Source organism: Aeromonas sp. s10, from assembly GCF_040907975.1.
Classification (GTDB): Bacteria; Pseudomonadota; Gammaproteobacteria; order Enterobacterales; family Aeromonadaceae; genus Aeromonas; species Aeromonas caviae.
Map to the genome: position 1 here is coordinate 74622 of NZ_JBFOCV010000045.1, position 25816 is coordinate 100437.

General features: G+C 60.3%; 24 protein-coding genes. 12 read left to right on the forward strand and 12 right to left on the reverse strand.

The genetic code is table 11. The features are described 5' to 3' along the window. Positions 1 to 6: 6 nt before the first annotated feature. The 4 genes from AB5Y59_RS17055 to purH form a co-directional block, all read right to left on the reverse strand. Positions 7 to 561 carry a cytochrome b/b6 domain-containing protein gene (locus tag AB5Y59_RS17055; protein WP_368212415.1) on the reverse strand — a complete coding sequence of 185 codons (555 nt, stop codon included), beginning with the start codon at positions 559 to 561 and terminating at the stop codon, positions 7 to 9. Continuing rightward, positions 542 to 916, reverse strand: a complete 375-nt coding sequence (locus AB5Y59_RS17060; RefSeq protein WP_010675612.1) for a cytochrome b562 — start codon at positions 914 to 916, stop codon at positions 542 to 544. Before AB5Y59_RS17060 ends, AB5Y59_RS17055 begins: the two co-directional genes overlap by 20 nt. A 405-nt stretch (positions 917 to 1321) precedes the next feature. Then, on the reverse strand, positions 1322 to 2611 hold the full coding sequence (purD, locus tag AB5Y59_RS17065; protein ID WP_104452295.1) for a phosphoribosylamine--glycine ligase: 1290 nt from the start codon (positions 2609 to 2611) through the stop codon (positions 1322 to 1324). Positions 2612 to 2715: 104 nt separating this feature from the next. Next, on the reverse strand, positions 2716 to 4308 hold the full coding sequence (gene purH / locus AB5Y59_RS17070) for a bifunctional phosphoribosylaminoimidazolecarboxamide formyltransferase/IMP cyclohydrolase (RefSeq protein ID WP_010675610.1): 1593 nt from the start codon (positions 4306 to 4308) through the stop codon (positions 2716 to 2718). A gap of 432 nt (positions 4309 to 4740) precedes the next feature. Between purH and zntR the strand changes: the two genes are divergently transcribed. The 3 genes from zntR (at position 4741) to AB5Y59_RS17085 (ending at position 6030) form a co-directional block, all read left to right on the forward strand. Then, positions 4741 to 5178: a Zn(2+)-responsive transcriptional regulator gene (gene zntR / locus AB5Y59_RS17075; protein WP_010675609.1), complete on the forward strand. Its 438-nt coding sequence runs from the start codon at positions 4741 to 4743 to the stop codon at positions 5176 to 5178. After that, a complete protein-coding gene (locus tag AB5Y59_RS17080; RefSeq protein WP_010675608.1) occupies positions 5168 to 5704 on the forward strand; it encodes a dihydrofolate reductase family protein in 537 nt (178 codons plus the stop codon). The genes zntR and AB5Y59_RS17080 overlap by 11 nt, the downstream gene beginning before the upstream one ends. Before the next feature lie 107 nt (positions 5705 to 5811). Next, complete coding sequence (locus AB5Y59_RS17085) at positions 5812 to 6030, forward strand: alternative ribosome-rescue factor A (RefSeq protein WP_042016330.1); 219 nt, start codon at positions 5812 to 5814, stop codon at positions 6028 to 6030. Positions 6031 to 6146: 116 nt separating this feature from the next. Here the strand turns inward: AB5Y59_RS17085 and hemW are convergent, their stop codons facing one another. Beyond that, a complete protein-coding gene (gene hemW, locus AB5Y59_RS17090) occupies positions 6147 to 7292 on the reverse strand; it encodes a radical SAM family heme chaperone HemW (RefSeq protein WP_368212416.1) in 1146 nt (381 codons plus the stop codon). Between the two features lie 132 nt (positions 7293 to 7424). Continuing rightward, complete coding sequence (rdgB, locus tag AB5Y59_RS17095; RefSeq protein WP_010675605.1) at positions 7425 to 8021, reverse strand: RdgB/HAM1 family non-canonical purine NTP pyrophosphatase; 597 nt, start codon at positions 8019 to 8021, stop codon at positions 7425 to 7427. A gap of 234 nt (positions 8022 to 8255) precedes the next feature. On the opposite strand from rdgB, the gene AB5Y59_RS17100 reads away from it, so the two are divergent. The 3 genes from AB5Y59_RS17100 to AB5Y59_RS17110 all read left to right on the forward strand — a co-directional run bounded on the left by AB5Y59_RS17100 (position 8256) and on the right by AB5Y59_RS17110 (position 11124). Continuing rightward, positions 8256 to 9419, forward strand: coding sequence for a multidrug effflux MFS transporter (locus AB5Y59_RS17100; RefSeq protein ID WP_039040832.1), 1164 nt, complete (start codon positions 8256 to 8258; stop codon positions 9417 to 9419). A 103-nt stretch (positions 9420 to 9522) separates the two neighbouring features. Beyond that, positions 9523 to 10572 carry an oxidoreductase gene (locus AB5Y59_RS17105; RefSeq protein WP_368212417.1) on the forward strand — a complete coding sequence of 350 codons (1050 nt, stop codon included), beginning with the start codon at positions 9523 to 9525 and terminating at the stop codon, positions 10570 to 10572. 306 nt (positions 10573 to 10878) lie between these two features. Next, the gene (locus AB5Y59_RS17110) at positions 10879 to 11124 is read left to right on the forward strand and encodes a hypothetical protein (RefSeq protein WP_010675602.1); all 246 of its coding nucleotides are present in this window, start codon (positions 10879 to 10881) and stop codon (positions 11122 to 11124) included. Between the two features lie 80 nt (positions 11125 to 11204). Here AB5Y59_RS17110 and AB5Y59_RS17115 read toward each other — a convergent pair whose 3' ends face one another. Together AB5Y59_RS17115 and AB5Y59_RS17120 are read right to left on the reverse strand one after the other, a co-directional pair. Beyond that, complete coding sequence (locus AB5Y59_RS17115) at positions 11205 to 11660, reverse strand: NfeD family protein (protein WP_010675601.1); 456 nt, start codon at positions 11658 to 11660, stop codon at positions 11205 to 11207. Continuing rightward, the gene (locus tag AB5Y59_RS17120) at positions 11657 to 12580 is read right to left on the reverse strand and encodes an SPFH domain-containing protein (protein WP_029314806.1); all 924 of its coding nucleotides are present in this window, start codon (positions 12578 to 12580) and stop codon (positions 11657 to 11659) included. The genes AB5Y59_RS17115 and AB5Y59_RS17120 overlap by 4 nt, the downstream gene beginning before the upstream one ends. 197 nt (positions 12581 to 12777) lie before the next feature. Between AB5Y59_RS17120 and cysG the strand changes: the two genes are divergently transcribed. From cysG to cysC, 5 genes are all read left to right on the forward strand, one after another. Further along, positions 12778 to 14202: a siroheme synthase CysG gene (gene cysG / locus AB5Y59_RS17125; RefSeq protein WP_368212418.1), complete on the forward strand. Its 1425-nt coding sequence runs from the start codon at positions 12778 to 12780 to the stop codon at positions 14200 to 14202. Positions 14203 to 14306: 104 nt separating this feature from the next. After that, entirely contained in the window at positions 14307 to 15275 is a 969-nt protein-coding gene (gene cysD / locus AB5Y59_RS17130) for a sulfate adenylyltransferase subunit CysD (RefSeq protein ID WP_010675598.1), read from the forward strand. Positions 15276 to 15299: 24 nt separating this feature from the next. Next, complete coding sequence (gene cysN / locus AB5Y59_RS17135) at positions 15300 to 16727, forward strand: sulfate adenylyltransferase subunit CysN (RefSeq protein WP_042878193.1); 1428 nt, start codon at positions 15300 to 15302, stop codon at positions 16725 to 16727. 4 nt (positions 16728 to 16731) lie between these two features. Beyond that, the gene (locus AB5Y59_RS17140; protein WP_042016322.1) at positions 16732 to 18456 is read left to right on the forward strand and encodes an SLC13 family permease; all 1725 of its coding nucleotides are present in this window, start codon (positions 16732 to 16734) and stop codon (positions 18454 to 18456) included. Between the two features lie 345 nt (positions 18457 to 18801). After that, the gene (cysC, locus tag AB5Y59_RS17145) at positions 18802 to 19395 is read left to right on the forward strand and encodes an adenylyl-sulfate kinase (protein ID WP_368212419.1); all 594 of its coding nucleotides are present in this window, start codon (positions 18802 to 18804) and stop codon (positions 19393 to 19395) included. 334 nt (positions 19396 to 19729) lie between these two features. Here the strand turns inward: cysC and AB5Y59_RS17150 are convergent, their stop codons facing one another. The 4 genes from AB5Y59_RS17150 to AB5Y59_RS17165 all read right to left on the reverse strand — a co-directional run bounded on the left by AB5Y59_RS17150 (position 19730) and on the right by AB5Y59_RS17165 (position 24543). After that, positions 19730 to 20395: a hypothetical protein gene (locus tag AB5Y59_RS17150; RefSeq protein WP_324051245.1), complete on the reverse strand. Its 666-nt coding sequence runs from the start codon at positions 20393 to 20395 to the stop codon at positions 19730 to 19732. Positions 20396 to 20514: 119 nt separating this feature from the next. Further along, positions 20515 to 21654, reverse strand: coding sequence for a hypothetical protein (locus AB5Y59_RS17155; RefSeq protein ID WP_324051244.1), 1140 nt, complete (start codon positions 21652 to 21654; stop codon positions 20515 to 20517). A gap of 138 nt (positions 21655 to 21792) precedes the next feature. Then, complete coding sequence (locus AB5Y59_RS17160) at positions 21793 to 22101, reverse strand: GIY-YIG nuclease family protein (RefSeq protein ID WP_324051243.1); 309 nt, start codon at positions 22099 to 22101, stop codon at positions 21793 to 21795. A gap of 813 nt (positions 22102 to 22914) precedes the next feature. Next, complete coding sequence (locus AB5Y59_RS17165; protein WP_368212420.1) at positions 22915 to 24543, reverse strand: PAS domain-containing methyl-accepting chemotaxis protein; 1629 nt, start codon at positions 24541 to 24543, stop codon at positions 22915 to 22917. A gap of 102 nt (positions 24544 to 24645) precedes the next feature. On the opposite strand from AB5Y59_RS17165, the gene AB5Y59_RS17170 reads away from it, so the two are divergent. Next, a protein-coding gene (locus AB5Y59_RS17170) for an IS3 family transposase (RefSeq protein ID WP_103243192.1) occupies positions 24646 to 25808 on the forward strand; the annotation gives its coding sequence in 2 pieces (ribosomal slippage) (positions 24646 to 24901 and positions 24901 to 25808; 1164 coding nt in all). Positions 25809 to 25816 lie beyond the last annotated feature (8 nt).

Genomic DNA, 25816 nt, shown 5'->3' on the forward strand with positions numbered 1-25816 from the left:
GAACGTTCAGACGTTGGGTTCCTGCTGCCCGGCACTGGCCCGGGAACGACGCCCTGGCAGCATGCGGGTGACCAGGTTGCTGCGCTGGCGCCAGGAGGTGTAGGCGATGGCGCACAGGTGCAGGGCGATCATGCCCTGCAGTGCCCAGGTGCACCACTCGTGCCAGTCGTCCGCCCCCAGATCGAAGCCGGTCTCGGTGTTCTGGAACCAGCCGGTCCCTGCGGTGGCGAGTACCAGCAGCCAGAGTGCCCAGACCGCCAGCTTGCCGCTGCCGTGATGGCCCGGGGTGGGCGGGGTCCGTTCGCGCAGGGCGTCGGCCTGATGGCGAAAATCCTCCCGGCTCGGGATGAGGGCGCGCAGGCGGGCGTGGCCGCGAGCGAAGGTGAGCCCCCACAGCAGGCGTATGCCGATGAGCACCATGACGGCGTATCCCATCCGCTCGTGCCACTCCTCGCCCGCCTCGTTGAGCCAGAGGTTGCCGATACAGATGGCCGCCACACCCCAGTGGGTGAGGCGCACCAGAGCATCCCAGTGGAAGGGATCAGCCTTTCTGCTTGGCATAGTTGTGGTACTCCTTCTTCAGGTCGTTGACCTTGGCCAGGTGCTCGCGGGCCTTGGCCTCGTCACCGGCCTGGAGGGCTGCCAGGCTGGCATCCAGCTCGGTCTGCACTTCGGTCATGCCTTCCAGGAACTTCTCCTTCTTGGCGGCGGGCATGTTCTTGCCCTTGGCGACGTCCAGCTGGGCCTTCATCTCCTTGATGTATTTCTCCATGGTGGCCGCGTCGTCGGCCTTGACGGCCTGCTTGTAGTTGAAGCCGATCTTCTTCATCGGCTGCTCCAGATCGCCGGCCATGGCAGGCAGGGCCATCAGGCCGAACATCAGGGGCAGCAGCAGGGGACGCACAGTTTTCAGCATGGGATTTCCTTATGAGACGACGAGATTGCAGGTTGTTATAGCACTCATTTGAGTGCGGTTTCACGCATCATGATGCCATGAAAGGGCGATCATTGTATGAAGAAAGTGCGACCAATTGTGACGAATTGTGCAGGGGATTGCTGTGGGAATGTAGCCGAAAGAGAACGGCCACCGGATCTCGCCTCCGGCAGGGATACAAGGGCGCGCATCTGGTCCGGGAAGGGGCTCGCAGGCAGTGAATCATGCTGCCATTATTTATCACACATCGGTTTTTTAAAGTCAGGTGAGTTTTTCAGGTGTTTTTGTTTTTGAAAGCCACCACCCATGGACGATTTCACTGCCAGAGCAGGTGCTGTGCAACAAAAAAAGGGCCCGCAGGCCCTTTGAGTGATCGGGATCCGGCCCTTATTCGGCCTGCTCGCGCTCAATGGCACGCCAGCCGATGTCCTTGCGATAGAAGATGCCGTCCCACTGGATGCGACCAGCGAGGGCATAGGCCCTCTGCTGGGCTTCCTGCACCGTGTGGCCGAGGGCGGTGGCGCACAGCACGCGGCCACCCTGGGTCAGGCTGGTGTGCCCTTCCAGGCGGGTGCCTGCATGGAACACCTTCTCCCCTGCCACTTCGTCCACCGGCAGGCCACTGATGGGGTGGTTGCTGCCGTAGTCGCCGGGATAGCCACCCGCTGCCAGCACCACGCCGATGGCGGCGCGGGGGTCATAGACGGCTTCCTTCTGATCCAGCTGGCCGGCGCAGGCGGCGAGGCAGAGATCCACCAGATCGGACTGCATCCGCAGCATGATGGGCTGGGTTTCGGGGTCGCCGAAGCGGCAGTTGAACTCGATCACCTTGGGGTTGCCCTCGGCATCGATCATCAGGCCGGCGTAGAGGAAGCCGGTGTAGACGTTGCCCTCGGCCGCCATGCCGCGCACGGTCGGCATGATCACCCGCTCCATCACGCGCTGGTGCACTTCGTCGGTCACCACGGGGGCCGGGGAGTAAGCCCCCATGCCGCCGGTGTTGGGGCCGGTGTCACCGTCGAAGGCGCGCTTGTGATCCTGGCTGGTGGCCATGGGCAGCACGTGCTCGCCGTCCACCATGACGATGAAGCTCGCCTCTTCCCCGTCCAGGAACTCCTCGATCACTACCCGGGCGCCGGCATCGCCGAAGGCATTGCCGGAGAGCATGTCACGCACCGCCGCTTCCGCCTCGTCGAGGGTCATGGCGACGATCACCCCTTTGCCGGCGGCCAGACCGTCGGCCTTGATGACGATGGGGGCGCCCTTCTCGCGCAGATAGGCCAGCGCCGGCTCCACCTCGGTGAAGTTCTGGTAATCGGCGGTGGGAATGGCGTGGCGGGCCAGGAAGTCCTTGGTGAAGGCCTTGGAGCCTTCGAGCTGGGCGGCGGCGGCGGTCGGGCCGAAGATGGTCTGATCGGCGGCGCGGAAGGCATCGACCACCCCTTTCACCAGGGGGGCTTCCGGTCCGACGATGGTGAGACCGATCTGGTTCGCCTTGGCGAAGGCCAGCAGGCCCTCGATGTCGGTGGCCTGGATGGCGACGTTCTCGATGCCCGGCTCAAGCTGGGTGCCCGCATTGCCCGGTGCCACGAAGACCTGGGTCACCAGGGGGGAGTGTTTGGCCTTCCAGGCCAGGGCGTGTTCACGGCCGCCGTTGCCAATGATCAGTACTTTCATCGTCTCGCTCGCTTCTGTCTGAGTTCACTGGCGCTGCGGTGGCACTGCCAGTGGAAAGGATCCGGTGCTAAAGAGGCAGGGCCGCCATCGGCGGCCCTGGGCTGTCAGTGACGGAAATGACGCATGTTGGTGAACACCATGCACATGCCGTGTTCGTTGGCGGCGTCGATCACCTCCTGGTCGCGCATCGAGCCACCTGGCTGGATGACGCAGGAGATGCCCGCGGCAGCGGCGGCATCGATGCCGTCGCGGAACGGGAAGAAGGCGTCGGAGGCCATGACGGAGCCCGCCACGGTCAGCCCTTCATCCTCGGCCTTGATGCCGGCGATCTTGGCAGAGTAGACGCGGCTCATCTGGCCGGCGCCCACGCCGATGGTCTGGCCGTTCTTGGCGTAGACGATGGCGTTGGATTTGACGAACTTGGCGACCTTCCAGCAGAACAGCAGATCCTGCAGCTCGGCCTCGGTGGGCTGACGCTGGCTGACCACGGTCAAATCCCCGAGCGTCACCATGCCCAGATCGCGCTCCTGCACCAGCAGGCCGCCGTTGACGCGCTTGAAGTCAAAGCCTTGCGCCGGGGCAGTCCACTGGCCGCACTCCAGCAGGCGCACGTTCTGCTTGGCGGCGACCGCCTCGCGGGCTGCCTGGCTGATGCTGGGGGCGATGATCACTTCCACGAACTGGCGGGCGACGATGGCCGCAGCGGTCTCGCCGTCCAGTTCGCGGTTGAAGGCGATGATGCCGCCAAAGGCCGAGGTGGGGTCGGTCTGGTAGGCGCGATCGTAGGCTGCCAGCAGGTCGTCACCGATGGCGACGCCGCAGGGGTTGGCATGCTTGACGATGACGCAGGCCGGTTCGCTGAACTCCTTCACGCACTCCAGCGCCGCGTCGGTGTCGGCGATGTTGTTGTAGGAGAGGGCCTTGCCCTGCAGCTGGATGGCGCTTGCCACCGAGCCCGGCGCGGCCTGCTCTTCGGCGTAGAAGGCGGCAGCCTGGTGGCTGTTCTCGCCATAGCGCATGTCCTGCTTCTTGATGAACTGGCTGTTGAAGGTGCGGGGGAAGCGGGACTCTTCGTCGCCTTCCTTGTTTTCGCCGTAGGAGGGCACCAGGGTGCCGAAGTAGTTGGCGATCATGCCGTCGTAGGCGGCGGTGTGCTCGAAGGCGGCGATGGCCAGATCGAAGCGGGTGGAGAGGGTCAGGCTGTTGCCGTTGCCATCCATCTCGGCGATGACGCGGTCATAGTCGGAGGCCTTGACGACGATGGTGACGTCCTTGTGGTTCTTGGCAGCGGAGCGGACCATGGTCGGGCCGCCGATGTCGATGTTCTCGACGGCGTCTTCCAGGGTGCAACCGGCTTTGGCCACGGTGGCGGCGAAGGGATAGAGGTTGACGACGACCATGTCGATGGGGGAGATAGCGTGCTCGGCCATGATGGCGTCATCCCGGTCGCGACGGCCGAGAATGCCGCCGTGTACCTTGGGATGCAGGGTCTTGACCCGGCCGTCCATCATCTCGGGGAATCCGGTGTAGTCGGACACCTCGGTCACCGGCAGGCCCGCATCGGCCAGCAGCTTGGCGGTACCACCGGTGGAGAGCAGGGCCACACCACGCGCGTCGAGTGCCTTGGCAAATTCCAGGATGCCAGTCTTGTCAGACACACTCAGCAGTGCACGGCGAATGGGTCGAGCTTGTTCCATCACACTATCGTCCTCAGCATAACGGGGACCGTTCCATGGGAGGCGAGGCTCAACACACAGAGAGTCCCCAAATAAATGGAAGTGGGGGATTTCGCAAACCACTCTCGCCCGGGGCGGCCGTTGGCAAAAGCGTTTTAGGAAATGCCCGCTTGACGCGACGCTCTCTTGTGGGCGCGTATTCTACACAAAAAATGTGACCTGTGGTGGATTTTTTAAAGAGACAAACCCTTGTGGGATGCGGCGTTAAACGTTTTCTGGTGAATTTTTGTGAAACGTTTGTCTTTTCAGTGTTTTGGGGATAAATGGCCGGCAAGTGAGGGGTTAGCTGCTGCTTTCCTGCCTTTGACTGGCAATCGCCGGGCAAAGAGGTGATAGTGGAGGCCGGTTTATATTGAGTACCATGTCGGGAATGTCATGCGGGGGGAGAGGACCATGTATCGGATCGGTGAACTGGCCAAGGCGTGCGGGGTGAAGGCCGACACCCTGCGCTTTTACGAGAAGAACGGCCTCATCTCGCCGGGCATTCGCAACGAATCCGGCTATCGCCTCTACGGCGAGCAGGACAAGCGGCGGCTGGAGTTCATCATCCGCGCCAAGTCGGTGGGGTTCTCCCTCGCGGACATCGGCGAGCTGCTCGCCCTGGACACCAACAAGGCCAAGGTCACCTGCCAGGAGGTGAAGGCGGTGGCCGACACCAAGCTCGAACAGGTGGAGCAGAAGCTCCTGGAGCTGACCCGTTTTCGCGAGAACCTGAAGGCCCTCTCCGACATCTGCTGCGGCGGCCCGCGCTCGGCGGAGCATTGCGCCATCCTCGAGACCCTGGAGTCCGGCGCCCCTTCCCGCCACGAGCACCACGACCATGAGCACTGAGCTGCGCCGGCCCCGGGTCTCCGCCTTTCTCGCCCTCTCCCTCGACGGTTTCATCGCCGGGGAGGGGGGCGATCTGGCATGGCTGGCCCCCTATGGTGGCGACGGGCCGGAGGAGACCGGCTACAGCGCCCTGATGGCGAGCGCGGACACCCTGCTGATGGGGCGCAACACCTACGATATCGTGAGCGCCTTTCCCGAGTGGCCCTACGGGGACAAGCCGCTGGTGGTACTGACCCACAGGCCCGCCGACCCCCGTCCTCGGGTCTCCTTTCGGCAGGGGGCGCTGGCGCAGGTGCTGGACGAGTTGTGGCAGGGGGGAAGCCGTCACCTCTATCTGGATGGCGGGGAGCTGGTGAGGCAGGGTCTGCAGGGGGCCCTGGTGGACGAGCTGACCCTGTTCTGGGTACCGGTCACCCTGGGGGGCGGGATCCCGCTCTTTACCGGGCCTCTCCCCGCAGGGTTGAGACCGGTGTCGAGCGCCGTGCTGCCAAGCGGCCTGGTGCGGGTTATCTATCACCCCGCCTGACAGCTTGCACGGGGGAGGCAAGAGGTGCACAATCGGCGCGTTTTTCGCCATCTGCCCTTCCAGACAGGGACGAAAGGCAAACACGACAACCCCATCAAGGAGCCCATATGGCCAAGAAGAAGGTGACCTGTGTCACCGCCGAACCCGCCTGCGAACATCAGCGCGGCATCATTCAGGACAACCACCTCAAGGCACTGGTGACCTCCCCCCTGTTCCAGGCCCGGGTCGAGCCGAGCAAGAAGGGCAAGGGCAGCTATCAGCGCAAGGCCAAGCACGGCAAGCGGTGGGAGCCCGGCCAACAGCAGATGGTAAGCGTCTGCTGCTGAGCGGGTTTCTGCCGCAAGGCATCAGTTAACACAATCAGGGCGCCAATGGCGCCCTGATTGTTTTTCTATTCGCTGGTGCTGACTTGCGGTCTTGACGCAAGAGAGTGAACCCGTGCTCACTCGTCCATAAAGAGTTCGAGCAGCACGTTGAGGTAGCGATGCCCGAGGGACGTGAGCTGCCAGCTGTCGCCAAGATCCTCGATAAGCTCCTTGGTCCGGGCGATGGCGAGCATGGTCTCTACCCGCTCCAGCGGTAGCCCCGTGAAGGCCTCGAACTCCGCCTTGGGGGCGGGTTCAAACAACCTGAACCGGTTCATGAAGTACTCGAGCGGCAGATCGTCCGCACTCACCTGCCATTGGTTGTCCAGATAGGGGCGGCTCGGATCCAGATAACCTTTCGGATGCTTCACCTTGGCGGTGCGCAGGATCTGCTGGTTGGCAAGATCCGTCACCTTGCCGTGGGCGCCGCAGCCGATCCCCAGATAGTCGCCAAAGCGCCAGTAGTTGAGGTTATGGCGGCACTGATACCCCTCTTTGGCATAGGCCGAGATCTCGTACTGCTGATAGCCCTGGGCGGTCAGCATGGCGTGGCCCTGCTCGTAGATGTCCCACAGGGTGTCATCTTCCGGCAATGTGGGGGGCTTGGAGGCGAATGCCGTGTTCGGCTCTATGGTGAGCTGATACCAGGAGAGGTGCGGCGGCGCGCAGTCGATGGCCTGCTGCAGGTCGTAGAGCGCATCGTCCAGGCTCTGATCCGGCAGGCCGTGCATCAGATCCAGGTTGAAGGTGGGAAGCGCGATGGCGTGGGCCAGTTCGGCGGCCTTGCGCGCCTCCTCGGGGCCGTGAATGCGGCCGAGCCGGGTCAATTTCTCCTGCTGGAAGCTCTGCACCCCGATGGAGATGCGGTTGATGCCCGCTTTTTGGAAGCCGGCGAACTTGTCCGCCTCCACCGTGCCCGGGTTGGCCTCCATGGTGATCTCGCAGTCCGGGGTCAGTGCGATCCGTGCGCGCACCCCGTCCAGCAGCGCCTGCATGGCGCCGACGGAGAGCAGGCTCGGCGTGCCGCCACCGATAAAGATGGAGGAGAGGGGGCGCCCCTGGGCCCAGTGCAGATCCTGCTCCAGATCCTCCAGCAGGGCCGCCACGTACTCGAGGTGGGGCAGTTCCCCCTTCTGGGCGTGGGAGTTGAAGTCGCAGTAGGGGCACTTCTGGACGCACCAGGGCACGTGGATATAGAGGGAGAGGGGCGGCAGTTGCAGCATGGGATTTCCAGTATTCAACAATCAAAAGGGGTCGGGTGGCCCTGGTTGCCGGTGACAACGGGCGGGGCGCCGCGAACGAAACGGGGGCCGACGGCCCCCATTGTAGATGACAACGCGGCGGGAGACAGCGCTTTAGTTGACCGCCGCCAGGGCCGCTTTGAGCTTGGCCAGGGCCTGGCCGCGATGGCTGAGCTGGTTCTTGAGCTCCGCCGGCATCTGGGCCGAGGTGCAGTCGTGGTCGGGGACGAAGAACACGGGGTCATAGCCGAAGCCGTGCTGGCCGCGGGGTTCGTCGATGATCATCCCCTCCCAGCTGGCCTGGCAGATAATGGGGGTGGGATCGTCGGCGTGGCGCATGTAGACCAGCACGCACCAGAAGCGGGCGCTTTTCAGGTAATCCGGCGCGCCCTTGAGCTCGGCCAGCAGCTTGTCGATGTTCTCCTTGTCGCTGGCACCGGCACCGGCAAAACGGGCGGAGTAGACGCCGGGGCGGCCGTGCAGCAGATCCACTTCCAGACCGGAGTCGTCGGCCACGGCGGGCAGGCCGGTGACGCGGGCGGCGTGGCGGGCCTTGATGATGGCATTCTCGACGAAGGTGGTGCCGGTCTCGTCGGCATCGGAGACTGCAAACTCGCTCTGCGGGATCACCTGGATCTTCATATCGGCCAGCATGGCGGCCAATTCCTTCACCTTTTTCTGGTTCCCTGTTGCCAGGACAAGCTTGTTCATCACACACCTCCGCAAAAATAATCTGCGCATTCTATGCGGGGGAGGGGTTTAGTAAAAGCGCCAATTGCCCGGGATCCGGTGCCAACGGGGGATCCTGGTTCCACCCCCTGAGAGGTAGAAGAGATGCATGTTTCCAACAGGGAATAACCGAAGTGATTAAATACCATTTCAATTCATTACTCTGAGTCAGTAGACTCGCGGCCCAATCGATATTCCTAGGGCTTGAGGTGACTGATGCCATTGATTCTTTTGCTTGTACTCCTGGTGTTGTTCAGCCCGCTGGCCATCGACATCTATCTGCCTGCCATCCCCCAGATGGCCGAGCAGCTGGGGGCCGAAGTGACCCTGATGCAGGGCACCATTACCTGGTTCCTGTTCAGCATGGGTCTGGGGCAACTGCTGGTGGGGCCGCTCGCCGATCGCTACGGGCGCAAACCCATTGCCCTGGGGGGCGTGCTGCTCTACGGCCTGAGCGCCCTGGCAGCCGGCTTTGCCGCCAGCCTGGGCGAGCTGATGCTGGCGCGGGTGCTGCAAGGCTTCGGGGCCTGCGCCACCTCGGTGGCCGCCTTCTCGGTGGTCCGTGACAGCTATGGCCCCAAGAAGAGCGGTCAGATGATCTCCTATCTGAACGGTGCCATCTGCTTCATCCCTGCACTGGCGCCCCTGCTGGGTGGCTGGCTCACCGCCAAGGCGGGCTGGTCGGCGAACTTCTGGTTCATGGCGGGTTATGCCGTCGTGGTCGGCAGCTGGCTGCTGTGGCGGATGCCGGAAACCCGCCCTGAGGAGACCAGCAGTGCTGGCCCGCTCATCAGCTGGTCCCGCTACAGTCCGGTGCTGCGCTCCCCGAGCTTCCTGTTCAACGCGGCGCTGTGCATGCTGGCGATGGCGGTGATCCTCGCCTACGTGACGGCGGCGCCGGTACAACTGATGGTGACCCTGGGGCTGGACATGAGTGGCTTCAGCCACTGGTTCACCGCCAATGCGGCCCTCAACATCCTGGCCTGCTTCCTGGCTCCGCGCTTCATCGCCCGGGTAGGGCCAAGACGGACCCTGCGCATCGGCCTGCTGGTGCTGCTGCTCTCCGCCATCACCCTGACCCTGGCCATGCACATCCCGCACCCGCTGGCCATGATGGGCCCGGTGTTCCTCTCCAGCATCGGCTTTGCGATGATCCTGGGCGCCGCCGCCGGCATGGCGCTGGCCCCCTTCGGCCACTGCGCCGGGACTGCTGCCGCCCTGCTCGGCCTGTTCCAGATGAGCGGCTCCGGCGCCCTGGTGGGGATCACCGGTTGGCTGATGCCGGATCCCCTGAGCCAGCTGGCCCTGCACATGTGGCTGCTGCTGCCCCCGCTGGTGATGCTGATGACCCGCCAGGGTCGCCGCTTGTGTTTGCAATAAATCCTGTGCTCTGATGAGCACACTCGGGGGGCCTTGAGCCCCCTTCTCTTTTTCAGGTGACCTCGCCTGCCTCGCATGATCACAGACCCGTGGAGAAAACCGGATGAGCCACACAATCAACGCCGCCCTGGTGGGATACGGCTTCGCAGGACAGACCTTTCACGCCCCCTTCCTGGCCACGACCCCGGGCCTGACCCTGCGCTGGGTGGTGAGCCGGGATGCCGCCAAGGTACAGGCCGCGTTGCCCGGCACCCGGGTCGGCACCCTAGAGCAGGTGCTGGCCGATGACAGCCTCGATCTGGTGGTGATCGCCACCCCCAACGACACCCACGCCCCCATCGCTCGCGAGGCCCTGCTGGCGGGCAAGCACGTGGTGATCGACAAGCCGTTCGCCCTGGATCTGGCCGAAGCGAAGGCGCTGGTCGAGTTGGCGGAGAAGCAGCAACGGCTGCTCAGCATCTTCCACAACCGACGCTGGGACGGGGATTTCCTCACGGTGCGCCGTCTGCTGGCGGAGGGGGCGCTGGGGCAAGTTGCCCAGTTCGAATCCCACTTCGACCGTTATCGCCCCGAGGTGCGCCNGCGCTGGCGCGAGGCGGGCGGCCCGGGCTCCGGTCTCTGGTTCGATCTCGGCCCCCATATCCTCGATCAGTCGCTCCAGCTGTTCGGCCAGCCGGACTGGTTGCAGGCGGATCTGGGCAAGCAGCGCCCCGGGGCCCTGGCGGACGACTATTTCCATGTGGTGCTGGGTTATGGCGAGATGCGAGTCATTCTGCACGGCAGTTGTCTGGTGTCGGCCGTGATGCCCCGCTTCGTGGTGCACGGCAGTCAGGGTTCCTTCATCAAGTTCGGCATGGACGTGCAGGAGGAGCAGCTCAAGGAGGGCAAGCGGCCTCCGGCGGCGGACTGGGGCGTGGATCCCGCCCCCGGCCAGCTCAGCCAGATCCGGGACGGTCAGCTCGTGCAGCAGACCGTGGCTGGCGAAGCGGGGGACTACGGCGCCTACTATCGCGGCGTCTGCGCCGCCATCCGGGGAGAGGGGGAGAACCCGGTGCCGGCCGACGAGGCCCTGGCGGTGATGGCCTTGCTGGACCTGGCCCGGGAGAGCGACCAGCAGGGGCGGCGCCTGCCTTGTCAGAAGCTGTCTGACTGACGGCGTAATCCGGCTGCGCCGAGAGCCTGACAGAAAGACAATGGCTGACTGGCAATCGTCAGGTAATTGGCGATTTGTTGTGCGAATTTGGTGGTGAATGGGTGTTTTATATTAATATTTGTCGTTGCAGCAGTGTTTCTTATCATGCCAACGAGAAAATATCATTGTGATACGCGTTTTCATCGGCCGCATATGGGGATATATTTCGCGCGCCTTCGGGCTCCAGCGGCCGGTGTGCCGACAGGAGCCGGGGCGTACAGTGATGGTCCCTGCACCATCTCTCCATCTTTTTTTGAGGGTATGCACATGAACAAAGTACTGGTAGCCGGTATCCTGGGTCTGATGTTGACCGCCTGTGGTCAGAAAGAAGAAGCTGCCGCTCCGGCTGCGACCCCGGCCGCAGACGTTGCTGCCACTGTCGAGAAAGCCGCTAGCGAAGCGTCTGCTACCGTCGAGAAGGCTGCTTCCGAAGCTTCCGCTACTGTCGAGAAGGCTGCCGCTGACGTGGCCACCAAGGCTGAAGCTGCCGTGAGCGATGCCAAGGCCAACTAAGCCAGCACCTCATTGAAAAACGGGCCCGGCGCACTCGCGCCGGGCCCGTTTTTTTATGGCCATGGCGGGGCGTTGCCCGGTCAGCCGAGGGGTTCCACCAGCAGGATGTGGGAGTCGGCCCCCACCACCTTGACCCGGCTGCCGGCCGGCAGCGGCGCGTTGCAGCGCACCGTCCAGACGGTGTCGTCCAGATGCACCCGGCTCATCCCCTGGCTGACCTCGTCCAGCAGGGTCAGCTCGCGGCCCATGTAGCTTTGCATCCGCTCGTTGATGGGAGCGGCGGCATCCAGCCCGGAGCGATCCCGGCGATGCTGCCAGCGCCACCAGGCCCAGGTGGTGAGCAGGGATTGCAGGGCGAAGAGCAGCAACTGCGCCTGCCAGCCAAAGGGCCAGACCAGTAGCAAGAGTCCCACCTCCAGGGCGGCGATGCCGGTCCAGAGCAGGAAGCCCACCGACCCCATCACCTCGATGGCCAGCAGCACGAAGCCGAGCCCCAGCCAGTGCCAGTGGGTCAGCCCCTCGAACAGGGCTGTCATGATTTGCCCGCCTTGCCGTCTTTGTTGAACAGCTCGGCCATACCCGCCACCGAGCCTATCAGGCTGCCCGCTTCCAGGGGCATCATGATGATCTTGCTGTTGGGGCCTTCACCGATGCGGGCCAGGGCCTCGGTGTATTTCTGGGCCACGAAGTAGTTGATGGCCTGCATGTCGCCCTCGGCGATCGCCTGGGAGACCATGTGGGTCGCCTTGGCTTCCGCCTCGGCGGCCCGCTCCCGGGCTTCAGCGGCGAGGAAGGCGGCCTGACGCTCACCTTCGGCTTTCAGGATCTGGGACTGCTTCTCCCCCTCGGCCTTCAAGATCTTGGACTGGCGCACCCCTTCGGCCTCCAGCACCTCGGCCCGCTTCTGGCGCTCGGCCTTCATCTGGGCGTTCATGGCTTCCACCAGGGCGAGGGGCGGGCGCACATCCTTGATCTCGATCCGGGTCACCTTGATGCCCCAGGGGGCGGTGGCCGCATCCATGGTGCGCAGCAGCTTCTCGTTGATGGTGTCGCGCTGGGAGAGCATTTCGTCCAGCTCCATGGCGCCGAGCACGGTCCGCATGTTGGTCATGGTGAGATTGCGGATGGCACTGGTGAGATCGTTGACCTCGTAGCCCGCCTTGCGGGCATCCACCACCTGCACGAAGCTGATGGCGTCGATGGTGACGTTGGCGTTGTCCCGGGAGATCACCTCCTGGGCCGGGATGTCCAGCACCTGCTCCATCATGATGATCTTGTGGCCGATGCGGTCGATGTAGGGGATCAGCAGGTTGAGGCCCGGGGAGAGGGTGCGGGTGTAGCGGCCGAAGCGCTCCACGGTCCAGTTGTAACCCTGGGGCACTATCTTGATGCCGGCACTCAGGGTGGCGAGTACCAGGAATATGAAGATCCCCAATACAATCAATGACTCATTCATGATTAAGCTCCTTATGAAACACTTTCACTAGCCTAGGGTCTGGTGCCATCCACCACAAGCAGATTCGCTTCTCTATTGCCGCCACACGGCTTTACTAATTACCAAAACGCATTAAAGAGCATTTTTTATTATTTTGAGGGATAAGCGCTCCTACCTATAGTCGCCCCAGATGTCGCGATGCCGAGGAGCGGGCCCTGATGGATTATTTACCTATGTTTGCCAGGTTGGAAGGCCGCCCGGTACTGCTGGTGGGCGGGGGCGAGGTTGCCCTGCGCAAGGCGCGCCTGCTGCTGGCGGCAGGTGCCCGGATCACCCTGGTCTCTCCCGCGCTCGAGCCCGAGTTCCATGAATTTGCCGGTCGCTTCACCCATGTGGCGGCGCGTTTCGACCCGGCTCACCTGGCAGGGCAGATCCTGGTGGTGGCCGCGACCGACGATCTCGAGGTCAACGCCCTGGTCTACCAGAGCGCCACCGAGCGCGGTCTGTTCGTCAACCTGGTGGATGACCCCGAGCGCTCCAGCTTTATCTTCCCCTCCATCATCGATCGCAGCCCCATCGTGGTGGCCGTCTCCAGCGGCGGCAAGGCCCCCGTGCTGGTGCGCCTGTTGCGCGAGCGGCTCGAGAGCCTGCTGCCCCGCCATCTTGGCGGTCTGGCGGAGCTCTCCGGCCGGGTGCGCCGCCGGGCCAAGCAGGTGCTGGCCTCCCTCTCCGATCGCCGCCGCTTCTGGGAGCGCGCCTTTGCCTCCAACACCCTGGCCGGTCTGATTGAGAAAGCCGATTGGCAGGGTGCCGAGCAGTGGCTGAACGAGGGACTGGACAAAGCCCGTACCGAAGTGGGCGAAGTGGTGCTGGTAGGGGCGGGCCCGGGAGATCCTGGCCTGCTGACCCTCAAGGCGCTGCAACAGATTCAACAGGCCGAAGTGGTGCTCTATGACCAGCTGGTCTCCCCCGAGATCCTGGACCTGGTGCGCCGCGACGCCACCCTCGTGTCGGTCGGCAAGAAGGCGGGTGCTCACAGCGTGCCCCAGGAAGAGACCAATCGCCTCTTGGTGGAATACGCCAAAGCGGGTAACCGGGTGGTGCGCCTCAAAGGGGGCGATCCCTTCATGTTCGGTCGTGGCGGCGAGGAGCTGGAAGTGCTGGCCGAGGAGGGCATTCCCTTCTCCGTGGTGCCCGGCATCACCGCCGCCGCCGGTGCCACCGCCTATGCGGGCATTCCGCTCACCCACCGCGACCATGCCCAGAGCGCCGTCTTCATCACCGGCCACTGCCAGAAGGAGGGAAAGGAGCCCGACTGGCAGCAGCTTGCGGCCACCAACCAGACCCTAGTCATCTACATGGGGCTGATGCGCTCCGAGCATATCCAGCAGCAACTGGTAAGCCATGGCCGACGCGCCACCACCCCCATCGCCATCATCGAGCGGGGCACCACGGCCCGTCAGCGGGTGCTGACCGGCACCTTGGCGGATCTGGCCGAGCTGGCCCAGCAGGCGGTGAGCCCGTCGCTTATCGTCATCGGTGAAGTGGTGGCCCTGCGCCAGCAACTCGCCTGGTTTGGCGAACAGGGGCAAGGGCAGGAGGCAAAAAGCGGCCACGAGCTCAAGCTGGTGAGCCTGGCCTGAGAGGCGAGACCCGAATCGATTTGACGGTGCGGCCAAGGCGGCACCGAACTGAACCAACACCGCGCCCCGAGCAGGCGCGATAGCAATGAACCGAGGACCCAGACATGGACCGTGAAAGACTGACCCAACTGCAGCCATCCGATGCACAGAGCATCCGTGCAGGTGTCACCCGCGAGCGACTGACTCACCTGCAGCAACTGGAAGCCGAGAGCATCCATATCATCCGCGAGGTGGCCGCCGAATTTGAAAACCCGGTGATGATGTACTCCATCGGCAAGGACTCCTCCGTCATGCTGCACCTGGCCCGCAAGGCCTTCTATCCGGGCAAGATCCCCTTCCCCATGCTCCACGTGGACACCAACTGGAAGTTCAAGGAGATGATCAAGTTCCGGGACGAGACCGCCAAAAAGTTCGGGCTGGATCTCATCGTCCACAAGAACCCGGACGGTCTGGCCATGGACATCAACCCCTTCGTGCACGGCAGCAGCAAGCACACCGACATCATGAAGACCGAGGGGCTCAAGCAGGCGCTCAACAAATATGGCTTCGACGCCGCCTTCGGTGGTGCCCGTCGCGACGAGGAGAAATCCCGCGCCAAGGAGCGTGTCTACTCCTTCCGCGACAAGTCCCACCGCTGGGATCCGAAGAACCAGCGCCCGGAGCTGTGGCGCGTCTACAACAGCCAGGTCAACAAGGGGGAGAGCATCCGTGTCTTCCCGCTCTCCAACTGGACCGAGCTGGACATCTGGCAATACATCTATCTCGAGAACATCGACATAGTCCCGCTCTACTTTGCGGCCATGCGCCCCGTGGTGGATCGCGGCGGCATCAAGATCATGGTGGATGATGATCGCATGCCCATCGGCCCGGAAGACGAAGTGAAGCAGGAGCTGGTGCGCTTCCGTACCCTCGGCTGCTACCCGCTGACCGGGGCCATCGAATCCAATGCCACCACCCTGCCGGAGATCATCGAAGAGATGCTGATCACCACCTCGAGCGAGCGGCAAGGGCGGCTCATCGACCACGATCAGGCCGGCTCCATGGAGCAGAAGAAGCGTCAGGGCTATTTCTAAAAAAATGTTCTAAGGAATCGCATCATGAACAACCACATTCAGACCGCCATCAGCGAACAGGGCATTGAAGCCTACCTGCACGCCCAGCAACACAAGAGCCTGCTGCGCTTTCTCACCTGCGGCAGCGTGGACGACGGCAAGAGCACCCTCATCGGCCGCCTGCTGCACGACTCCCAGCAGATCTATGAAGATCAGCTCAAAGCGCTGGAGTCCGACAGCCAGAAGCTCGGTACCACCGGCGAGAAACTGGACCTGGCCCTGCTGGTGGACGGCCTGCAGGCGGAGCGCGAGCAGGGCATCACCATCGACGTGGCCTACCGCTATTTCTCCACCGCCAAGCGCAAATTCATCATCTCGGACACCCCGGGCCATGAACAGTACACCCGCAACATGGCCACCGGCGCCTCCACCTGCGATCTGGCCATCATCCTGATCGACGCCCGCAAGGGGGTGCTGGATCAGACCCGTCGTCACAGCTTTATCGCGAGCCTGCTCGGCATCAAGCAGTTCGTGGTGGCAGTGAACAAGATGGACCTGGTGGAGTTCAGCCAGGAGGTGTTCGAGCGCATCAGCTTGGAGTACCGCGAATTCGCCAAGAAGCTCAGCGTCGACACCATCCACATCGTGCCGGTCTCGGCCCTGGACGGTGACAATGTGGTGAACCCGAGCGACAAGCTGGCCTGGTATCAGGGCGAGACCCTGCTCTCCTTGCTGGAGTCTGCCGAAGTGGAGCGCGAGCTGGAGCGTCACCCGGTGCGCCTGCCGGTGCAGTACGTGAACCGCCCCAACCTCGATTTTCGCGGCTTCGCGGGCACCCTGGCCTCCGGTATCCTGCGGGTGGGCGACAAGCTGGCGGTGTTGCCGTCGGGCAAAGAGAGCACGGTGACCCGCATCGTCACCTTCGATGGGGATCTGGAGTACGCCCTGCCGGGTCAGGCCATCACGGTCACCTTCGCGGACGAAATCGACATCAGCCGGGGCGACCTGCTGGTGGACGCGGCGAAAAAGCCCCAGGTGACCCAGAACGTGCTGGCTCACATCGTCTGGATGGGGGAAGAGTCCCTGCAACCGGGCCGGGTCTATGACGTCAAGCTGGCCACCAAGAAGAGCCGCGGCCAGGTGGAGGCCATCCGCCACCGCATCGAGATCAACAAGCTCGACGAGCTGCCCGCCTCCGAGCTCAAGCTCAACGAGATCGGGCTGTGCGAATTCAGCCTGACCGACCCGGTGGCGTTCGACCCCTACAAGGAGATCCGCGACACCGGCAGCTTCATCCTCATCGACCGGCTGACCAACGTCACCGTGGGTGCCGGCATGATAGTGGAAGGGCTGGCGGCCAAGGTGATGGCAGGGCAATACAGCGAGTTCGAAGTGGAACTCAACGCCCTGGTGCGCAAGCACTTCCCCCACTGGCAGGCGCTGACCATCAGCAACGATTCCGGCAAGGAGTAAGCCCATGACCTGGCAACAATCCCTGGTGCTGGGTCTGCTGGCTGCCCTCGTCGCCCTGCTGATCCAGGGCAAACTCCGGCCGGCGCTGCTCTTCTCGGGCGCCGTGCTCATCACCTACCTGAGCGGCCTGGCGGACATCAACGCCGTGGTGGCGGGCTACACCAACAGCGCCCTGCTGACCCTGGTGTTGCTGCTGCTGGTGTCGCTCGCGGTGGAGAAGACCCGGGTCATGAGCTGGTTTGCCAACCTGGTGGGCACCGGCTCCTTCAACAAGGTGCTGGTGAAGGTGTGGTTTTCCACCGCCTTCCTGTCGGCGTTCGTCAACAACACCGCCGTGGTGGCGTCCATGCTGGGGGCGGTCAAGCGCAACCCCAACCATGCGCCCTCCCGGCTGCTGTTGCCCATGTGCTTCGCGGCGACCTTTGGCGGCGTGCTGACCCTGATCGGCACCTCCACCAACCTCATCGTCAACAGCTTCCTCATCAAGATGGGGGCCAAGCCGCTCGGCATGTTCGACTTCTTCATGGTGGGGGCGGGGACCCTGCTGACCGGCCTGGTCGCCGTGCTGCTGTTTGCCCGCCACCTGCCGGAGCAGGACACCGAGATGAGCCGGGAATCCGGCTATTTTCTCGAGGCCAAGGTGGGCCCCGGCTCGCCGATGGCCGGGCGCAGCGTCAAGGAGAACGGCCTGCGCAGCCTGAAAAGCCTTTATCTCGCCGAGATCATCCGGGGCAACCAGGTGATCTGCCCGGTTCAGCCGGAACACGAGCTGCACGAGGGGGACATGCTGCTGTTTTGTGGCGACGTGGAGAGCGTCGGCGTGTTGCAGGAGCTCAAGGGGCTGGATCTCTACGGCCAGCATCGCCTCAACGGCCAGCACCTGGTGGAGGTGATCGTCAGCCACAGCTCGCGCCTGGTGGGGCAGACCATCAAGGATGCGGAGTTTCGCACCCACTTCGATGCGGTAGTGCTGGCGGTGCGCCGGGGCGAGACCCAGCTCACCGGCGGCCTCGGCCAGATTGAACTGCACGCAGGGGACACCCTGCTGCTGGCCCCCGGCCCCAAGTTTGCGGGCAACAAGTCCCTCTCCCGGGAGTTCGTGGTAGTGAGCGGGCTGGAGGCCTCCACCCGGCTCGATGCCACGCGCAGCGCCGCCGTGGTGGCGGGGTTCCTCGGGGTGCTGACCCTGTCTGTGCTCGATCTGGTGCCGCTCTTCAAGGGGCTGCTGGTGATGCTGGTGGTGCTGCTCTTCTCCCGCATCCTGACCCTGGACGAGATCCGCCGCCGCTTTCCCCTGGATATCTGGTTGGTGGTGGGCGGGGCGCTCGCCATCGCCGATCAGCTGGAGAAGAGCGGGCTGGCCAAGCTCATCGCCGACTGGCTGATGGGGGAGTTCAACGGGGCCAGTCCCTTTATCGCCTTCGTGGGTATCTATCTGTTTACCCTGGTGCTGACGGAGCTGATGAGCAACAACGCGGCGGCGGCCCTGGCCTTCCCCATGGGATTCCAGCTGGCGCTCAGCATGGATGTCTCCACCATGCCGTTCATTCTGGCGGTGCTGTTCGGGGCGAGCTCCAGCTTTATCCTGCCCTACGGCTACCAGACCAACCTGATGGTCTATGCGGCGGGCAACTACAAGATGCCGGATTATCTCAAGCTGGCCCTGCCGGTCTCCCTCGCCTACAGCATCGGGGTGATCGTCATGGTGCCCCTGCTGTTTCCGTTTTAAGGTCTGATACCGGGGGATGTGTTAAGGGCTGCTTATGTTAACGCGGCTTTTATCAAGGCTGTTTATGATGCAGGGGAGTGCCAGGACACTGGCATCCAGGCGTGAGCGCCAATCAGGGGGGGGGCATGCGCAATATCAGGGCATCAGCACCTTGCCGCCTCATGGTGCGAGGCGGCTCCCCGCGGTAGCGGACAGTGTCAGTATTGAGGCGTGAGCGCCAATCAAGGAGTGTTGGGTGAGCAATGCCATGGCATCAGCACGTTGTCGGCTGATAGTCCGAGGTGGCTCCCTGTGGTGCCGGACAGTTTAAGTTTTGAGGCGTGAGCGCCAATCAAGGAGTGTTGGATGAGCAATATCGTGTGGCATGCCCATGCCGTCGACAAACAGAGCCGGGCCGAGCAGAAGGGGCAAAAACCTCTGGTGATCTGGTTTACCGGGCTCTCCGGGGCGGGCAAATCCACCCTGGCGGGGGCACTGGAGCAGGCGCTGGCGGCGCAAGGCAAGCACACCTATCTGCTGGATGGGGACAACGTGCGCCACGGCCTGTGCGGCGATCTCGGCTTCGATGACGCCGCCCGCCAGGAGAATATCCGCCGGGTCGGCGAAGTGGCAAAACTCATGGTGGATGCGGGCCTGATCGTGCTCACCGCCTTTATCTCGCCATTCCGTGCCGAGCGGGACCTGGTGCGCAATCTCGTGGGTGAAGGGGAGTTCGTCGAGGTGTTTGTGGATGCGCCGCTCGCCGTCTGTGAAGAGCGCGACCCCAAGGGGCTCTACAAGAAGGCGCGGGCGGGTGAGATCCGCAATTTTACCGGTATCGACTCTGCCTATGAGGCCCCGGAAAACCCGGAAATCCATCTGCTTAACGCCGGCAAGCCGGTGGAAGTGCTGGTGGGTGAGCTGCTGACTGCCCTGCGGCAGAGGGGAGGGATCGATTAAGGTCGTTTATCAGCGTCGAATATTAATAAAGGGGGCGCTAACCCCCTTGTTTATTTTTATTCAGCTTCAAAAAGTAATAAGGAAAAATATTTCTTCAAGCCGCTATGCGGCGCTCAAAACCATGGATATCCTAATTTCTGAGTAGATTGTGACTGAACCGGAGAAGCCAATATTTACCGCGAATAAGTACTAAAATATTAGGCTTCGTGAAACTTAGTTTAGTTTGGGGCTGGATTGTTGTCACGCAATGGCGTATATACAGAGATTGACAAACACGTAACGTTTGAAAACCCTCCGTTTGTTATTTATTAACATTCGCAGCCTTCATCTAAATTTACAGAAGCTCTTCAGCACCATGCTCTATTACTCTGGCAAAAGACCTAAGTCTATGTCGGTACTCTTTCAATGTCGCGATGTCTAATTTTATTTCTCCCATAAGTGGCCATGGTAACGAAGCTCCGTTAGATAGCGCTCTGTTATGCATTGTTTGCGTAACTGCTGACTCTCCGTGGGCAATTCCATTGCGTATCACGGCTACCTCAACCAGCCCTGATAAGTTGCTTTCTACATATCCCCAGTCTCGACCTAGATCGTTTAAAAGTTTAGTCCCCCAAGTTTCGATTCCTCCGCTCTTGAGTATTGTTTGTAGGGTCGTGGCCCCAGACCGAAGATCTGCTAGTACAGGTGTATTTATACTGGTATTAGGAATGAGATACTCATAGACCTGTCTTACCAACGACTCAACGAGTGCATATGAATTTAACAGTACAACACATGAAAGAATATGACGGTCAGACAAAATTTCTTCATAAGTTTTTCCATCAGTTTCAAATTTATAGGGACCATCTTGTCGAACTATTTTGATGGTGTTTTTGTCTGCGATTGGTAAGGTTTTCCACTGCTCTTGTTGAGATAATAGTACGTGGTCGGAAAGTGCAAGAAATTGAGTGAGAGCCTTCCATCGCTCCCAGACAGGCAATATTGGTAATTTTTTACCCATGTAATTCTCCTAAGATCGTAAACTTTTACAATATAATCTTTGATATTTGATTTAAATTAGCAAGGGACGAGCATAAGTTGATTTGTTCGCATTGCCGTAACAGTTGGTTAAACCATGAGTCACACAATTTTAAGGCTTGATAAGTCAGAAAAATCTGAATCATAATTCTTGAATTCTTTAACTAGTGGTGATGCGAAAAAGTGAGATCCATCAGAAGCCATATCTCCTTGTATATTATTAAACAAAAGAATGCTAATTAAATGTTGCTGTTTAAAGATGTTCTTTATTTTTGTTTCAAAAGCAGGGCTGTCTTTTAAAAGGCTAAACACTTCAGAATTAGAAATCTCCACGGAAATACATGATGGTTTTGTATTTGGCAGCTGCTCTTTTGCTGCTCTTTTACAGATTTTTTCAAAATCACGTAGTAGCGCAGCTTTAATATGGGTAGTGATGATCAAACAGAATCTTCCTTTACAGCCATTTGGTGTTGAAGCCACTCGGATAATTTCAACACCATTTGTATGTATAGGCAAATATAAATGACTATCTACTTGATCTATATTGGCAATATCACTATATATTTCATGACGGACCTTGATTTTGCTCTCTGTAAGTGCGTTAGGGTTTTTTAATAAACAGATTATATCCGTAATAAGTTGATTTCTAGTTTTATTGTTTTTTGGTATTGCTTGCTCAAGTTCGATAGTGTAAATGTCAAATTGGTTATTAATGCCAGATTCTAATTCATGTGACTGGCTCAATATATCACTATGTAACTCAATTGCATCCTCACCTGAAACATACAATCCCTTGTCATAAGCAAAAGACTTACATTCTACTTGGATGAATTCATCAGTTTTTGTTTTAACAAGGTAATCATAAGTATCACCGCTAGTATCGCCATCCTTTACTTCAACATCATGACCTTGGCTAATCAGATAAAAACACATAAATAATTCATAGTAAATTGCGCGCATATCATTTGGCTGAAAGAATGCGGCTTTAAACCTTTTTAATAATTTATTTCTATTATCCTCTGCCAAAGAGTGATAGATAGTTAAAAATGCATTGCATGTAGACATTGACTCTGCCACAAGTCTTTTTTCATAATCATCTTTCAGAAAGAGAGGCTTTGTTTCATATAGGTGCAAGCCATATACAAGCTGGTTACTCATGAGCTTTGGCAGCGAAGGGGGTTTTCCTCCACTAATTAGGTTCGAGTATGCTTTTTTCCACGGCTTATCAGGTAATGTCTTCACTAAATGTTCATGTATATATTGATATTTATTATGCATATTAAGCCTGGTTATTCCAAGAGTGATTTACATGGAATTATTGTGGTGCCGTTAGACGACAAACTTTGATGAATTGTTAGCCTTATATACTTAGACAAAGTACTACTTCAGTTGAATGTTTAGAGGGGGTTGGTTAATTTTAATAAGCTGCTCCTCTATAATATCTCGTTGCTTCTGTTCAGTAATAACTCGGGCATGTATATGTGTTGCTCCTTTTTTAACCGCCTCAGCCCAGCGCTCATGATTTGAAAGGCGGTTTGAGAATGAACTTGCCTGACCAATATAAAGAGCCCTCCATCTACCATTAGCTTCGATTTTTGCGAAGATATAAATACCAGCCTTATCATGCCACTCAGACTTTGGCATATATACGCCAAAGTCATGACCTGCCCATGTTACTGTGTTTGTCATAGCACTCTCCTTGATATTTATAGATAAAATAGTGATATGGAAGGTGGGACTAACAGGTTAGTTCCGCCTTCCATATCATTTAGCTCTAACCTGATAACCACCATAAAAAGGTCAATATTAAATCAATGTGTTACCAGCCAATCTGTGAAGTGGAATGTGTTCGCTTGAGGTCTCTTTTAGTGAAATTATTACACACCGTATAACAATCAGTTAAGGCGTTGGCTATGGAAAGCTCAGTCAAGGCTACCGCCCCTGAATTCCAGCCTCCAGTCTGCTGCTCTTTCCCTGCGGTGTTGCTCTGGTCTGGTACATGGCTGACTCCGACGAGAGGTGATCCCGATTGCCATGTTACCGAACGGAGCTGGTTAGGGAAGGGGGATCAGGTGATTTCTCGGGCAAGATCAATAAATTGAGGGGTCAGCGGGGCCTGCGTCAGGTTGGATAAGAGGGATCTCAAGGTGCAACGCTTTCCCGCTCAACGCTCAACGCTCAACGCTCAACGCTCAACGCTCAACGCTCAACGCTCAACGCTCAAGGCCTAACGCCCAATATTCACGGTGTATGGATGGGGGAGTGAGGTCATTGCCCTGCCGAGGACCATGCGGTGCAGCCGAGAGGGTCGGCGTGGCACGGGCGAGCAGGTGGTTGGGAGGGGGCGAAAGACCCGCGAGTTCGGTCGAGGACTCGAATTTGAAACCCGCTCAGACGCCCATGCACCACCCAAAAGAGGGGCCCGCTGCCGGTGGCGGCAGGGGCCCGTTTTTATTGTTAGCGCACGGTCTTTATATGGAGTTTGATTACTTCCGCGAAGGCTTAGCGGGCCAACAGGGGTTGGCCGCTGGTCAGGGCGGTGCTGGTTGGCCGGGTGGCGGGATGCTGCTGGAACTGGCGTACCAGCCGCTCCAGATCCCCGAGCTGCTTCACGAGGGCAATGATGCCCTGCACGGCGTGGCGGCTGCCCTGGCTGGAGTCGTCGGCCAGACGCTTGATGTCCAGCACGCTGTGGTGGATGTCCTGGGTGACCAGGGACTGCTCCTGCATTGCCTGGGCTATCTGGTTGCTGCCTGCGGTCACCTGCAACAGGCGTTCGCTGATCTGTTGCAGGATATCGCCGGTGGCGGCGGCCTTGAGGCGGCAACTGGCGGAGAGCTGCTCCCCTTGCGCCATGGCCTGCTGGGCATCGTCGGCGCTGGCCTGCAAGAGGCTTATCATCTGCTGGATCTCGCCGGTGGAGGATTGGGTCTTGATGGCCAGGGTGCGGATTTCGTCCGCCACCACCGAGAAGCCGCGACCGGACTCGCCCGCCCGGGCCGCCTCGATGGCCGCATTGAGGGCCAGCAGGTTGGTCTGGTTGGCGATGTTGTTGATGACGTCCAGGATGCCGTCGATGGCGCGGCACTGGCTGGCCAGCGCCTCTATCACGGCGCGGGAGGTGAGCAGCTCGCCGTGAACCCCTTCCACCGCCGCCACGGTATCGAGCACGCTGCGATTGCCCTCCCGAAACAGCACGGCGGTGTTGTCCAGACTGTCCGAGGAGGCGCTCGAGCTGTGGGAGACCTCGCGAATGGACGCCGTCATCTCGGTGATGGCGGTCGCGACCTGGTTGGTCTGGGCCTGCTGTTGTTGCAGGTTGCCGGTGATGGACTCGGCATTGTTCAGATCCGTCTGCGCCGCCTGCACGATCTGCTGGCAGGTCTGCTGGGTGCGGGCCAGCACCGCATTGAACTCGGCCTGGTTCATCTTCATGGCGAGCTCGACGGCAGCCAGACGATCGACCCGGCCGGTATACAGCAGTTGCATCAAGGGGTTGTCGAAACGGTGGCGGGCCAGGGTCTCCAGCCGGGCGAGGCGCCGGGAGAGGATCTGGCAGATGACGAGCGCAACCACCAGGGGCAGGGCGCCGATGAGCAGTGGCCAGCCCGGGCCGTGCTGATAGCCGAGGGTGACCAGACTGGCCAGCAGTGCCATCAGGCAGAGGTGGATCCCCAGGGTGTGGCAGCAGGTGGGCAGGCGCAGGGCCCGGGGGGTCTTGCCGCGGCGCATCTCGTCATAGACCCGCTCCGCACGCTGTTTGACCGCGTCGTCCGGCGCCGTGCGCACCGACTGGTACTCCACCACCTTGCCGCTTGCGTCCTGAATGGGGGTGACGAAGGCGTTGACCCAGTAGTGATCCCCGTTCTTGCAGCGGTTCTTGACCGGGCCCATCCAGCTTTTGCCTTCCCGCAGATGGCGCCACATGTCGGCAAACGCCTGGGGCGGCATGTCGGGGTGGCGGACCAGGTTGTGGGGCGCCCCTTGCAGCTCCTCCAGGGTGAAGCCGGCTATCTGGCAGAACTCGTCGTTGGCATAGGTGATGCGGCTCTCCAGATCCGTGGTGGAAATCAGGTTCTGGTGCGACGGGTAGAGGCGCTCACGCTGGGTAACGGGTTGATTGACTCTCATGGTACTTCCTGCCTGACAGGGGAAAGAGAGTCTGTGTAGTGGTCTAATCATCCCGGACACCGTTTTAGGTGGTACAGTCGCCACCATTATTTGAGGTGTTCAATGACAAGATTACGTCGCTCATTTACTGCCGAGTTCAAGCTGGAAGCCGCATCCCTGGTGCTCGACCAAGGCTATTCAGTCCCCGAAGCCAGCCGTTCACTGGATGTCGGCGAAACCGTGCTGCGTCGATGGGTTCAGCAACTTCAATCAGAACGAAGTGGCGCTACACCTGCTAACCGGGCGCTGACCCCTGAGCAGCAAAAAATTCAGGAGTTGGAAGCCCGCATCAACCGGCTTGAACGCGAAAAGGCCATTCTAAAAAAGGCTACTGCTCTCTTGATGGCGGACGAACTCGAACGTACGCGCTGATAGACCGATTAAGGGAGCAAGCCCCCACCACCCTGGTCTGTTGCGCTTTCGGTATACCAACCGCCTGTTTTTACGACTATCTGGCTCGCAGGCGCACAATTAACCGTGAACGGGTGCAGCAGAGAAGTGAGTTACGGTGTTTGTTCAAAGAGAGTAGAGGCTCAGCTGGCAGCCGGGCCTTGATGTCAATGATGCGGGCACTGGGGCATCAGATTGGTCGGTTCAAGGTGCGTCGCCTGATGAAGGAGGCCGGGCTGGTCTCCAAACAACCGGGAGCTCATCGTTATCAGGTCGCGCGGTCTGAACGACCGGATATTCCCAATCTTCTGGCGCGTGAATTTGATGTCCAGCAACCCAATCAGGTGTGGTGCGGCGACATCACTTACGTATGGGCAGGTGGCCGCTGGCATTACCTGGCCGCGGTGCTCGACCTCCACACCCGACGGGTCGTGGGCTGGGCGATGTCCGGCAGGCCTGATGCTGAGTTGGCCGTGAAAGCGCTCGACATGGCGTATCAGCAACGGGGCTGCCCGTCTGGCGTGCTGTTTCACTCCGACCAGGGCAGCCAATACGGCAGCCGGGTATTTCGGCAACGGCTGTGGCGCTATCGCATGACCCAGAGCATGAGTCGGCGTGGCAACTGCTGGGATAACGCGCCGATGGAGCGGCTGTTCAGGAGCCTCAAGACGGAATGGCTTCCGACCACGGGGTACATGAGCCTGCGGGAAGCCAAGCGGGATATCAGCTACTACCTGATGGATTACTACAACTGGCGGCGCCCGCATCAACACAATGATGGGATACCGCCAGCAGAGGCCGAAAATCGGCTTAACTGTGTGTCCGGATTTAGTTGACCACTACA

What these genes read in the sequence shown, in the direction of transcription:
- rdgB (WP_010675605.1), bottom strand. Translation starts at nt 8,021, where the DNA reads ATGAACAAGCTTGTCCTGGCAACAGGGAACCAGAAAAAGGTGAAGGAA.
- cysD (WP_010675598.1), top strand. Translation starts at nt 14,307, where the DNA reads ATGGACCGTGAAAGACTGACCCAACTGCAGCCATCCGATGCACAGAGC.
- purH (WP_010675610.1), bottom strand. Translation starts at nt 4,308, where the DNA reads ATGGAACAAGCTCGACCCATTCGCCGTGCACTGCTGAGTGTGTCTGAC.
- AB5Y59_RS17120 (WP_029314806.1), bottom strand. Translation starts at nt 12,580, where the DNA reads ATGAATGAGTCATTGATTGTATTGGGGATCTTCATATTCCTGGTACTC.
- AB5Y59_RS17085 (WP_042016330.1), top strand. Translation starts at nt 5,812, where the DNA reads ATGGCCAAGAAGAAGGTGACCTGTGTCACCGCCGAACCCGCCTGCGAA.
- AB5Y59_RS17055 (WP_368212415.1), bottom strand. Translation starts at nt 561, where the DNA reads ATGCCAAGCAGAAAGGCTGATCCCTTCCACTGGGATGCTCTGGTGCGC.
- AB5Y59_RS17100 (WP_039040832.1), top strand. Translation starts at nt 8,256, where the DNA reads ATGCCATTGATTCTTTTGCTTGTACTCCTGGTGTTGTTCAGCCCGCTG.
- AB5Y59_RS17060 (WP_010675612.1), bottom strand. Translation starts at nt 916, where the DNA reads ATGCTGAAAACTGTGCGTCCCCTGCTGCTGCCCCTGATGTTCGGCCTG.
- cysC (WP_368212419.1), top strand. Translation starts at nt 18,802, where the DNA reads ATGAGCAATATCGTGTGGCATGCCCATGCCGTCGACAAACAGAGCCGG.
- AB5Y59_RS17115 (WP_010675601.1), bottom strand. Translation starts at nt 11,660, where the DNA reads ATGACAGCCCTGTTCGAGGGGCTGACCCACTGGCACTGGCTGGGGCTC.
- AB5Y59_RS17110 (WP_010675602.1), top strand. Translation starts at nt 10,879, where the DNA reads ATGAACAAAGTACTGGTAGCCGGTATCCTGGGTCTGATGTTGACCGCC.
- AB5Y59_RS17160 (WP_324051243.1), bottom strand. Translation starts at nt 22,101, where the DNA reads ATGACAAACACAGTAACATGGGCAGGTCATGACTTTGGCGTATATATG.
- AB5Y59_RS17165 (WP_368212420.1), bottom strand. Translation starts at nt 24,543, where the DNA reads ATGAGAGTCAATCAACCCGTTACCCAGCGTGAGCGCCTCTACCCGTCG.
- purD (WP_104452295.1), bottom strand. Translation starts at nt 2,611, where the DNA reads ATGAAAGTACTGATCATTGGCAACGGCGGCCGTGAACACGCCCTGGCC.
- zntR (WP_010675609.1), top strand. Translation starts at nt 4,741, where the DNA reads ATGTATCGGATCGGTGAACTGGCCAAGGCGTGCGGGGTGAAGGCCGAC.
- hemW (WP_368212416.1), bottom strand. Translation starts at nt 7,292, where the DNA reads ATGCTGCAACTGCCGCCCCTCTCCCTCTATATCCACGTGCCCTGGTGC.
- AB5Y59_RS17140 (WP_042016322.1), top strand. Translation starts at nt 16,732, where the DNA reads ATGACCTGGCAACAATCCCTGGTGCTGGGTCTGCTGGCTGCCCTCGTC.
- AB5Y59_RS17150 (WP_324051245.1), bottom strand. Translation starts at nt 20,395, where the DNA reads ATGGGTAAAAAATTACCAATATTGCCTGTCTGGGAGCGATGGAAGGCT.
- cysN (WP_042878193.1), top strand. Translation starts at nt 15,300, where the DNA reads ATGAACAACCACATTCAGACCGCCATCAGCGAACAGGGCATTGAAGCC.
- AB5Y59_RS17080 (WP_010675608.1), top strand. Translation starts at nt 5,168, where the DNA reads ATGAGCACTGAGCTGCGCCGGCCCCGGGTCTCCGCCTTTCTCGCCCTC.
- cysG (WP_368212418.1), top strand. Translation starts at nt 12,778, where the DNA reads ATGGATTATTTACCTATGTTTGCCAGGTTGGAAGGCCGCCCGGTACTG.